This window comes from Gimesia aquarii (genome assembly GCF_007748195.1).
GTDB lineage: Bacteria > Planctomycetota > Planctomycetia > Planctomycetales > Planctomycetaceae > Gimesia > Gimesia aquarii.
The window spans coordinates 3,884,224-3,896,096 of the sequence record NZ_CP037920.1 but is presented as its reverse complement, the minus strand read 5'-3'; the positions used below and the strand labels follow the sequence as shown (position 1 = coordinate 3,896,096).

General features: G+C 44.2%; 8 protein-coding genes. 5 read left to right on the top strand and 3 right to left on the bottom strand.

Annotation, left to right across the window (positions count from 1 at the left end):
- Positions 1-235: 235 nt before the first annotated feature.
- Positions 236-469 (bottom strand): carbon storage regulator, encoded by a 234-nt coding sequence (locus V144x_RS15180; RefSeq protein ID WP_144985982.1) that lies wholly within the window; start codon positions 467-469, stop codon positions 236-238.
- A gap of 359 nt (positions 470-828) precedes the next feature.
- A complete protein-coding gene (locus tag V144x_RS15175; protein WP_197998443.1) occupies positions 829-2,268 on the bottom strand; it encodes a sulfatase family protein in 1,440 nt (479 codons plus the stop codon).
- A 212-nt stretch (positions 2,269-2,480) separates the two neighbouring features.
- Here V144x_RS15175 and V144x_RS15170 point away from each other — a divergent pair, with 212 nt between their 5' ends.
- From V144x_RS15170 to V144x_RS15150, 5 genes are all read left to right on the top strand, one after another.
- Positions 2,481-4,793: a transglutaminase family protein gene (locus tag V144x_RS15170; protein WP_197998442.1), complete on the top strand. Its 2,313-nt coding sequence runs from the start codon at positions 2,481-2,483 to the stop codon at positions 4,791-4,793.
- Between the two features lie 41 nt (positions 4,794-4,834).
- Positions 4,835-5,851: a hypothetical protein gene (locus V144x_RS15165; protein WP_144985979.1), complete on the top strand. Its 1,017-nt coding sequence runs from the start codon at positions 4,835-4,837 to the stop codon at positions 5,849-5,851.
- Positions 5,852-5,905: 54 nt separating this feature from the next.
- On the top strand, positions 5,906-6,817 hold the full coding sequence (locus V144x_RS15160; RefSeq protein WP_144985978.1) for a rhomboid family intramembrane serine protease: 912 nt from the start codon (positions 5,906-5,908) through the stop codon (positions 6,815-6,817).
- A gap of 133 nt (positions 6,818-6,950) precedes the next feature.
- Complete coding sequence (locus tag V144x_RS15155) at positions 6,951-9,689, top strand: M16 family metallopeptidase (protein ID WP_232102534.1); 2,739 nt, start codon at positions 6,951-6,953, stop codon at positions 9,687-9,689.
- A gap of 75 nt (positions 9,690-9,764) precedes the next feature.
- A complete protein-coding gene (locus V144x_RS15150; RefSeq protein ID WP_144985977.1) occupies positions 9,765-10,922 on the top strand; it encodes a glycosyltransferase in 1,158 nt (385 codons plus the stop codon).
- Here V144x_RS15150 and V144x_RS15145 read toward each other — a convergent pair.
- The gene (locus V144x_RS15145; RefSeq protein ID WP_144985976.1) at positions 10,919-11,830 is read right to left on the bottom strand and encodes a hypothetical protein; all 912 of its coding nucleotides are present in this window, start codon (positions 11,828-11,830) and stop codon (positions 10,919-10,921) included. The two genes, V144x_RS15150 and V144x_RS15145, sit on opposite strands and share 4 nt — an antisense overlap.
- Positions 11,831-11,873: the final 43 nt, after the last annotated feature.

The window sequence follows — 11,873 nt, the reverse complement described above, 5'->3', positions numbered from 1 at the left end:
GACCAACTAACAGCATAATTGCTTATTTCACAGAAGCTGAGAGGTTAGGCCATGCAGAACGAATTAAATCCAGTTCGGAACAGCATGAGCCTGATTTTGCACCACCTTGATTTTCAATTTAATCTCAAGAATGCAAAAGAGTTTGGAATGTAATTCCGAATAGAAATTAGTAAAAGACAGACGAAGGAGAGCCTATAGTGACTCTCCTTCGTGCAAAATGTATCCCCAAGTTTTCTCAGGAAATCGTTCCGCAAAAGGAAAGTGAGAATTGAGAATTTTCCCTTGTTCCATCGTGTAGTGTCATTTCCTGAGTCACGGTTTGTTTCGCACGTTCTGGGCGGGAAATGGGGACTTCTGGTGGTGCCGAGATTCCAATTCGGACAGCACCTTTTCGCGTTTCTAAAACCGTAATATTAATGTGATTTCCAATTTGAATGGACTCATTAGTTTTGCGGGATAAAACCAACATTGAAAGACTCCTTCTTGTCATGGTGGAATAGGAACGTGTTTCAAAATTCTTTTGAATTGCCAAGCCGAGCTTGGATCGGCCTGGATAGATCATTCACCAGGACGGTTCCATTTCGTTGTCAAAACAGTCAAAAAGTCTGAACCTAGACAAAGGCAATCAAAATCGCTGTCAAGCTGAAGACACAGCTTAACCGCAGCAAGAGAATGCTATTGCGTCGCTAAAAAGACGATAAGGCTCGCTCCTCCAGCGGCGAGCATGCGGCCGGCACCTGCCGGGCGAGTAGTTGATTGCTGAGGGAAATATACCTCCTCTGTTTTTTATTGCAAGGGCAGTTTTTCTTTTTTTTAAATTTCCGGGTGCTATGTCCCCTGCCTAATTTGATCGAGAACTTCGTCGTTGTTTGCTTTCATATGTGAGAGAATTTTTTGATGTAACTCCTCTTTCATTTCAACCGTTTTCGAATCTTGTGAGTCAATCAGATTCGTGGTTTCTGCCGGGTCTTGAGTCAGGTTGTAGAGTTCATCTCTGGTGGGATTCAAGAAGTCACGGACCAGTTTCCATTCCGGTGTGCGGAACATACGCATGTGCGTCTTTGACTGGTGCTTGGTGCTGTACTCTGCATAGAATCCGTTATCCCAGTCATTCACATTTCTATTTTTTAACAACGGGACAATACTCCTGCCACGGAGTGTTAGCTGATCTGGTTTGGCAACGTGGGCCATTTCTAAGATCGTTGGAAACCAATCCAGGTTGGAAACCGTTTGTTTGACTAGCTGGTTACGTTGGGTGACTCCAGGCCATAGGACTGCGGTGGGTACTTTGATTGAATGATCGTACATATTAGGGCGTTGTCCTGCGGGAATATTTTTGGTTGCTTTCGGTTTCGTGTTGAGGACCCAATGACCATTTCCTTTATGCCAGATCCCATTATGTCCCATGTTATAACCATGATCGCTGGAGAAAATGATAATCGTGTTGTGGTGCAAATTTTGTGTTTTTAATGCTTCAAGAAGGCGACCAACGTTGCGGTCCACACTGGCGACGCTTGCCAGATATTCACGCGTCATTGTTTTGACTCGTTTTACGTTGAGGTCAGGATAGTCTGGATTCGGAATTTGTGGATCAAGATTTTCGAAGGGTTGCCAGTCTTCAGCGGCAACTGGCAGCCAGCGTGCATGCGGGGCGCGAAAATGCAGCGAAAGCAGGAAGGGGGTCCCCTGCTCCTGTCCGATAAACCGGATGGCATCATCGACAAGAATATCGGGAAGTAATCCTTTGAGTTTGGTTTCTTTGCCGTTCACCTCAAGTTTCGGATCTTTGGGAACGTTGCCTCCTCCACGAAATCCCATAAAATAGTCATACCCGAATTTTGTCGGATGCTGTTTGTCAAGCAAACCCAGATGCCATTTTCCAATGAGCCCGGTACGATAACCTGATTCTTTCAGCAGTTGCATCCAGGTCATGGTTTTTGGATTGAGCCCATGCTTGGGTTCGACACGAGGGTTGATCCAATCGGTGATGCCGACTTCACTGCCATACCGACTTGTAATCAAGCTGGCACGTGAAGGGCTACAGACCGGTGTTGTCGTAAAGGAATTAATCAGATAGGCACCCTCTTGAAAAATTTGATCGATGTGTGGGGTGTGTGCGTGAGGATGACCGGAACGTCCCAAAGCCCAGGGAGCCTGATCATCTGTGAAAATGAAAAGGATATTCGGTCGTGTGGCTGCATCGACTACGTTGCTGAACAAACTTGAAATGACCAATAGCAATAGAAAAGGTTTCAGGGAGTTCCACATGTGATTTACCTCACTTATTTCCAGATTAATTACAATTCGTGAACTCCAGCTTGTCATGTACGAACAGGGCCGTCAAGTGTGATCTTGATAGACCATTTTTCCAATGAATACGAATTCAGGTGTTCTTTTTTGCATTCTGTCGCCCAAGAAAATACAATAGTGACTGATATATCGCTCGTTCATCTTATTTCTTACTAATGGGATTTCTGCAGATGGTCAAACGTCAAAGTCCGATTGAGCAACTCAATCACAGACGAGGTGGGATTGTGTTGTCTGGTTTGTACGTTTTGTTATTGACGCAAGTCGTCTTTGCTGCAGAAACTAATTCTGAACAACCGGTTGTTGCTAAGCGTCCTGCGATCGGTACATCAACCTCCTCTCAGGAAATGACTGCCGAGCAAATCGCTGAATATGCAAAAGAATCCGTAGCCGCTGTCTCTTTTGCTGGACGAGATGGAAAACAGGCAGGACTGGGGACCGGTTTTGTGATTGCAGCAGAGGGACTCATCGCTACGAATTTGCACGTGATTGGTGAAGCGCGGCCAATTTCCGTGCAATTTTTAAATGGGAAACAATACGACGTGAAAGAGGTTTATGCCACTGATCGTCAGATGGATTTGGCTGTGTTGAAAATAGAGGCCAAAGATCTGCCCCCACTTCCCTTAGCAGAACCCGATTCCTTAAAACAGGGAGCCGCAGTCGTCGCACTCGGTAACCCACAAGGGCTACGTTACAGTGTTGTGAAAGGTGTGAATTCAGGGACGAGGGAAATTGAGGGAAAGCCAATGATCCAACTGGCGATTCCCATCGAACCGGGCAACAGCGGAGGTCCCGTCCTGGACTCTTTAGGCCGTGTTCAGGGCATTGTTACGTTGAAATCAGCGGTGACTCGAAACTTAGGTTATGCCGTCAATATCAGCGCGCTCAAAGTACTGTTAGAGAAACCAAACCCTGTTCCCATCAATCGTTGGTTAACCATTGGGACATTGGATGAACAGCATTGGAAGCCTTTGTTTGGATCGCGTTGGCGTCAGCGAGCGGGGCGCATTATGGTTGATGGTTTTGGCACTGGGTTAGGTAGCCGCTCATTATGTGTTTCACAGGAAGACTTACCAGAACTGCCTTATGAAATTGCAGTCGAAGTGAAGCTGGATGATGAATCGGGAGCGGCTGGTCTCATTTTTTATTCTGATGAAAAAACGAAGCATTATGGATTTTATCCGAGTAATAAAAATTTACGAATTAGTCGTTTTGATGGTGCGGATGTCTTCTCCTGGAATGTTCTCGAACAAAAAAAGAGTCCTTACTATCGTGAAGGAGAATGGAACCATCTAAAAGTCAGGCTAGAGGCAGATCGTACATTATGTTTCATCAATGATCAGCAGGTATTTGAAATCAAAGACCGACAGTATCAAACAGGAAAAGTCGGCCTTGCGAAATTCCGGAATACGATTGCGACATTTCGAGGATTTCAAGTCGCATCTCGGATTGAACCGTATCGCCCTTCTAAAGAGACGGCACAAAAAATTCAAGATCTGACGGAAGACCTCAGAGTCGATCGTCCCCCTTTGGATGAACTCATCGAGAAGGTTGTGAAAGAGACAGACGAAAAACGTGCACAACAAGCACTGCAGGAGAGGGCTCGGTTGCTCAAAAGGCAGGCAGAGCGTCTACAGCAGCTAGCGCAGTCCATCCATGAACGCGTTGTACGAAATGAACTCGCAAAACTATTTGTCGGAAAAAAAGAAGCAGACATTGATTTATTATCGGCTGCTTTATTGGTGGCGCGACTGGATAATTCTGAAGTGGAACTCAAGTCATATCTCAATCAGGTGGCAGGCATGGTGGCAGAGGTGCAAAACTCGTTGCCTGAGAATGCGAATCAACAGATCAAGCTCGATGCACTGAACCGTTATCTGTTCCTCGAAACTGGATTTCATGGCAGCCGTACCAATTATTATAACAAATCCAACAGTTATATTAATGAGACAATCGATGATCGTGAAGGACTTCCCATCACTCTGGCAATTCTTTATATGGAAATGGGGCGGCGGTTGGGGATCAATATTGAAGGGGTTGGGCTTCCCGGTCATTTTGTCGTACGTGTCGATTCTCAAGAAGAGAAAACGCAATTAATTGATGTGTTCGAAGGGGGCAAACAACTGAGTGATGAAGCTGCCAAAATCATGATTCTGAATGCAAACCAAGGTCAATTTGAAGCTGAGTTTCTGAAAGCTCAGACCAAAAAAGACATTATTAAACGTATGCTGAGAAATTTGTTAAATCTTGCCCGCGATAGTGAAGATATTCCTTCCATGCTACGCTATGTTGAAACGATGATCGCCATCGATGACGACCTGCTTCAGGAACGCTGGTTGCGTGCCGTTTTGCGATACCAGACGGGACGTATCACGGAAGCGATTGTGGATGCCGATTATCTCTTAGAAAAATCACCCGAAGGGTTTGATTTACGCCGCATACATGAATTCAGAAGCTTTTTAACAACAGTGAAGCAACCTGAATAATCTGTTTCAAACAAAATTGGTTGAGAACCGGGAGTATTAACGTGCGCTTGATGAAATATTTTTTTAATGTTTTTATATTCATGGGGTTTGCGGCTGTTATGTCAGGGGCTCACCCTTACCGTGCTCCCGGGGTGACAAGTCTGACAAATTCCCAGGTCAAATACCGTGTGGCCGATCAGCATACAGCCATTTTAAAACGAGGAAATATTGTTGCAGTTGTGGTCGATAACGCCGCCGTCAATACAAAAGAACTTCCCGGGCACAGAGCAGGCTATAATGGCCTTGCATCGCTAAGACATAAAGATCAAAAAGACAATCTTTTTGTACCAACGATTGCAGGACTGAATTTTGAACATATTCATGACGGGACTCCTGCGCTGAAAGAGAAATTCGAACCACGTAAATTTCCGATGCAGTTACGAATCATTTCAGATGATACGGTGGAACTGTATCAAGCACCAACTCCTAATTGGAAACTGGAGAGCTGTGGACGCTATCAGATTTTGGAAGATGGTACGATCGAATATACGTTTGAATGTATTCCGCATGCGGATCTATTCAAGAATGGTTATATCGGCTTGTTTTGGGCCAGTTATATGCAGGCTCCAAAAGATCGTCGGATTCACTTTTATGGGAAATCTAAAGAGAATTTACATGTTCCAGCAGCTTTAATTTCTGCCAAAACGCCTTCGCATGGTGTCGATAGCACTCATCCACCAGAAAATGCGGTGTTTTTTCCCAAAGTCGCTTCGGATTTCCCGCTCACTCTCGTCAATCACCCTTCTGACTATGTGTATTCACAACCGTGGTACTATGGTATTCGTGGAAAATATTCTTATACTCAGATTTTTCGAGATCGTGATCATATCTGGTTTGCTCAGTCTCCGACAGGAGGGGGACGACTAAATCCAGCCTGGGATTTTCAATGGTTTATTCCCAATTATCAGGTTGGGGAAGCCTATGGATTTATCATGCGGGCGCATTATGCTCCCTGGTCAGATCACGAATCATTACAAAAATCAGTCAGGAAACATTTATCTGCCTTGGCACAAGAATAAGCCGGTCACAAGACGATTAGTGCAGTTCTTGTCTAGGCATGGATTGAAATCACGATGAGAAAAATTGGCTCGCTCGAATCAGGGCAGCAGGCAAATATGTTTAGAGACTATTTGCTAACAAAGGGAATCGATGTCACTGTTGAGTCGACCTCTGATCAATGGACTGTCTGGGTATACGATGAAGATCATGTGGAACAGTCTAAATCAGAATTAGATGAATTCTTAAAGAACACATCAGCGGAAAAATATCAGGGAGTTTCTCAACAGGCGGAATCGATTCGTGAAGAAAAAATCAAAAAAGTGCGCGAGAACCAAAGTCGTCAAGTCGACGTTCGCGAAACCTGGAATCGTCCCTTTACGAGCCGTTGTCCTGTGACTTCGTTGTTAATTGGTATCAGTGTGGTCGTGTTTCTTTTCATGCAATCCGATGAATCTAAGACTCAAGTCAGGCAGGCATTGAGTATTTGTTCCTTTCAAGTTTCAGGTAATATGATCAGCTATGACAAACGTCTGGTTGACGTCCGGGAAGGTGAAGTCTGGCGGTTGGTAACACCCATCTTCATTCACTTCTCGATTATGCACATTGTGTTCAACTGCATCATGACTTATCAATTGGGAGGTGCCATTGAAGCCAATCGTGGGAGCGGTCGGCTACTATTATTAGTGTTATTAACGGCAATTCCTTCTAATCTGGCACAGTTTTATTGGAGCGGTCCCAGTTTTGGAGGCCTCTCGGGGGTTGTGTATGGAATGTTTGGGTATATGTGGATGAAAAGTAAATTTGATCCGCAATCGTATTTCTTTGTGCCACCCAACATGGTTTTTATTCTGATCGGATGGTTTTTTCTCTGCATGACTGGTTTTGTTGGACCGGTTGCAAATATGGCTCATGGATTTGGATTGGGAACTGGTATGGCAATCGGTGTCGCAACGACATTTTTAAAACAAGCTGGTAAATCGAGATGATCTCTGTGATTTCTAATAGTCGGCGATTGTTGGTATTCCTGGATTTGCCTATAATTCCCAAACTGGATTTTGAACACAGTTGAGTTAAGGACAAACAATATTGCTTACCCTCTCAAGTGGAGCGAGATTTCGAATGATGAATCGACAAAAATGGAGTTTAACTGCAGGGGTATTTTTAGTAATGAGCTTTGCATCAAATTCATTTCTTTCAGCTGCCAAGTCCCCTGCTCCTCCTGAAAAAGTGCGAACGGTAGAAGGGATTACCGAATATTCCCTGGAAAACGGGATGAAAGTGTTGCTGTTTCCTGACCCTTCCAGTCCTAAGGTCACGGTGAATCTGACTATCTTAGTCGGTTCGCGACATGAAGGTTATGGGGAAACAGGTATGGCTCACCTGCTGGAGCATATGTTATTCAAAGGGACTCCCACACATAAAAATATTCCCAAAGAATTACAGGCGCGTGGTGCCCAATTCAATGGTACCACCTGGTTTGACCGAACCAACTATTACGAAACATTGCCTGCCAGTGAGGATAATCTCGAGTTTGCTTTAAAGATGGAAGCAGACCGTATGATGAATAGCTATGTGAAAGCAGAAGATCTCGCTTCTGAAATGACGGTGGTACGAAACGAATTCGAGCGAGGTGAAAACAGCCCATCTCGGATGCTGATGCAAAAAGTAATGGGATCCGCTTTTGAATGGCATAATTATGGAAAGTCTACGATTGGTAACCGGGCAGACATCGAACGTGTTCCCATTGATCGTTTGAAAAAGTTTTATAAGAAATACTATCAGCCCGATAATGCGGTTTTGATTGTCGCCGGTAAGTTTGATCAGACAGAAGCATTGAAGTTAATCAATCAATATTTTGGTACGATTCCGCGCCCTGAGCGAAAATTGGATTCGACTTATACTGAAGAACCTCCTCAGGAAGGTGAGCGGGTTGTCACTCTTCGTCGTGTGGGAGAAGTTCCTGTTGTCGGCGTGGTCTATCATATTCCTGCTGCTGCCCACAAAGATATGGCTGCCCTCGATGTACTGGAATCTGCGCTCACAAGTGATCCCTCAGGTGTCCTCTATCAGGCTTTGGTCAAGACCAAGAAAGCGTCCAGCGTTTCAGGGTCGATCTTCGCGTTGCATGACCCGGGTGTTTTACGTTTAATCGTCGAAGTCGTTAAAGGGAATGATCCACAGGTGATTCTGGGGATTATGTTTGACACTCTTCAGACTGTCATTGACAAAGGAATCTCTCCTGAGGATGTGACTCGTGCCAAAGAGAAGTTGTTAAAACAATACGAACAGGCAGAAAATAACAGTTCCCGATTGGCAGTCGAGCTTTCTGAGTGGGTCGCAATGGGAGATTGGCGTCTTCGATTTCTTTATCGCGATGCATTAGAAAAAGTGACTCCTGCAGATGTGAAACGTGTAGCGGACCTCTATCTCAAAGAAAATAACCGCACAGTGGGGATCTTTGTACCCGTTGATAAAAGTGAAAAAGTTTCCATTCCGCAAGTCAACGACATTGCGAAAATGATTGGTGATTACAAAGGACGTGAAACGGTAGCGATGGGGGAAGACTTCGATGTTTCCCCTGAAAATATTGATAAACGGACAACCGTTAAAACGTTATCGTCAGGTGTTAAGGTCGCATTGCTTTCAAAGAAGACACGTGGAGAAGAAGTCAATTTGAAGATGACGTTGCGGTATGGCAACCTGGTAAACCTGAATGGAAAACGGCTCGCCTGTGAATTTCTACCCGTGGTAATGAAACGGGGAACGAAGAAGATGACTCGTCAGGAAATTGAGGATGCACTGAATAAATTACGTGCACAATTAAGTATTTCTGGTTCTCCCGGTCAAATAACTGTAGGCATTAAAACTCGCAGCGAAAATCTGGGTAAAGTCTTAGACATTCTGAAAGACATTTTACGTGAGCCCACTCTTCCAGAATCAGAACTGGAAGTTCTCAAAACTCAGCAAATCGCGATGCTTGAGAAACAAAAGACTGACCCGCAATCGCGGGCGATTCTGTCGGTCCGTCGACAGCTTCGACCTTACTCTGTTGAAGACCCTCGCTATGTACCTGACATTGACCAGGAGATTAAGCGAATTAAAGCATTAACGCAGAGTGACCTGCAATCACTTTATGAGAACTTCATTGGGGCTTCCGTTGGTGAAATTGCCGTCGTTGGTGATTTTGCTGAAGATCAGACATTTTCACAACTCAATTCGATGCTGGAGAACTGGGAGTCCAAGGCGGCCTACAAGCACATTCCCGCTATGGCGCATCAGATTCCCGGTAACCTCACAGAGATTATCATTCCTGACAAAGCAAATGCCTTTTATTTTGCAGGTCTGACATTTCCGATGAATACGTCCTCTCCCGATTATCCCGACCTCATCGTTGCAGGTTCGGTACTGGGGTCAAGCGGCCTTTCATCCCGTTTGGGTGATCGTGTTCGTCAGAAAGAAGGCCTGGCATATGGTGTCGGTGCATTCATTCATGCTGACTCGATTGATGAGCGAGGCTCGATTTCAATTTACGCCAGTTGTAATCCTGCAAACATGAATAAAGTAGAAGTGGCGATCAAAGAAGAGCTCACCCTTTTAAGCTCCAAGGGCATCACCAAGGAAGAGCTTGCCAATGCACAGAAAGGTTATCTGGAACAGCAGGAAGTCTCGCGCACCAACGATTCTTCATTGGCTTCGATTCTAACTGCGAATTTATTTGCCAAACGGGATATGAAATATTATTCCGAGTTGGAGAAAAAAATTAACGCTGTGACGGCTGAAGCAGCACAGCAGGCGTTTGCAAAATATATTCATCCTGAGAATCTAATCATTACGGTTTCGGGTAGTTTGACGGATTAGTGCTGCGAATTTCGATTCTGATTGACAGAGTTTAGGAAGCTCGGTTCCTCTCAATGGAGTTAGTTTAAGCATTCGATGACAAAGAAGATTCGCATTCTTTTTGCAATTGGAAGCTTAGGAGGAGGTGGAGCCGAGCGTGTGCTGTTAGATCAATTGGCAAAACTCAATCGAGAGCGGTTTACCCCGCTCTTGTATCTTGTTGATCACTCAGGTTCACTTCTTGATGAGCTTCCAGAAGATGTTCCCGTTTTTGCTTTCAACTTACGCAAACCAGCTTCTCAGTGGAATTGGCCGGGGAGAATCCATCAACAGCTAGTGGCTGACCTGGTGGCAGTCATTCAAGAGCAGCAGATTGATCTTGTATTCGATCATACATTCCACATGACACTGATTGCAGGACCTGCGACTGCCCAGACAAAGACGAACAGAATCTCATTAATTGTCTGTGATCCCGAAAATGATTTTATAAGCACAGAACACCGTTTTCAGTTCTTCAAGAAACGGATTTTAAAGCGCGCTTATCAAACTGCACAAATTGTGGTTGCCGTTTCAGAAGGAGTAAGACAAGCAGCAATTACCTTTTACGATTTGGATCCAGAATTGGTCCAAACTCATTACAATCCCATTAATATCGAACGAATTGATCAGTTGTATCAACAGGGAACGCTTCAACTGGATTCAGAAAAATATCATGTCGTAAGCTGTGGGAGGCTTCATCAACAGAAAGGGTTTTCTTATTTGATCGACGCGGCTGCGAAGCTGGTTTATGATCGGGGTCTGACTGATTTACGATTTCATATTTTAGGGGAAGGTCCCTGTCGCGAAGCGTTGCAAGAACAGATCAAACAAAAACGTTTGAGTGACCATGTTATTTTAGAAGGTTATCAAAGTAATCCCTTTCAATTTTATCGTGAAGCACAACTGTTTTGTTTGCCTTCATTGTATGAAGGATTTGGTTTGGTATTAGCAGAAGCGATGGTTTGTCGGATTCCCGTTGTTTCAACTGATTGTCCTAGTGGACCTGCGGAGATTCTGGGGAATGGAGAATATGGCAGACTCGTTCAGCCCGGTGATGTCAATGCGTTAGTAGAGTCTATCTTCGATGCCGTATCTCATTCTGAAGCCTGGCAATCCTTGGTCCCGGCTGCCCGCGAACGTGTTGAGAAAACGTTTGGTTATGATTCGGGGATGAAGAAATTAGAAACGCTGTTCGAAAGTGTGTGTGATAACTAATGCGAGTTTTCTTCACTTAGTGGTGTCAGAAAGACCCAGTCCATGATGCAGGTACGATTTTCACGCAATAGTTCTCTCCGATCATTGAGATCGTAGTCTTTTAATTCTGCGATGGGGTAGGTTCGCGCTTTTTCGAGGTCATCTAAGCTCTTGATAATGGTGATCTCATGAGTATCAGCAAATTGCTGTTTGATTTTATTTGAAATATTTAGATCAATAAAATCGTGGAGTTCAATCAGCAAGTCACATTTTTTTAAATGTGCAATCACTCGATCAGAAAAGAGTTCTGCTTCGTATCCTTCACAGTCACAGATAATGAGTCCTCTGCTTGAAATGGGAATGGATAATAAGGTTTCCGGGCTGCAAAAATCACTGATCTCAATTCTTTGTTCACAGTGATTCAATTGGGCCAACTGTAAACAATGCTCTTGTGATTGCTGTTTGATGTCGTAAGCGTATATTCTGGCTTCCGGGAATTTTAATGCGAAGCCAACGGTGTAATATCCTTCAGCGCAACCAACATTAATGATTTCCGAATAGGAATAGTTACTGATTGTATTAATGGTAGTATGCAGTTCAGACTCGTAAGAACCAATCAATTTGGGAAAGAGATTACCGCAAACAGGATTGATTTCCGCATACGTGACGTCATTGAAAGTCCCACGGGTGATTGTTGAGCTTGGATATTTTAACCCCGCAAAAGGGCCGTGTTTTACAATGAAGTCCGGACAAAAACGTTCTATTGCTTCTACTTCGATAGGGATCCCCTTCAAACGTACTGTTTGAGTGTGATGTTCCCATTCGATAAATCGAGCAAGTTGCAGAAAAGTTGCATTGAGGGTTTTCCAGATGAGATCGAATTTTACACAGTAAGAAACTGCTTTTTTTAAAGTTGATTTGAAGCTCATGTTACTGATTTCTAAATGAACTCGTTAGAATCAGTGGATTTCT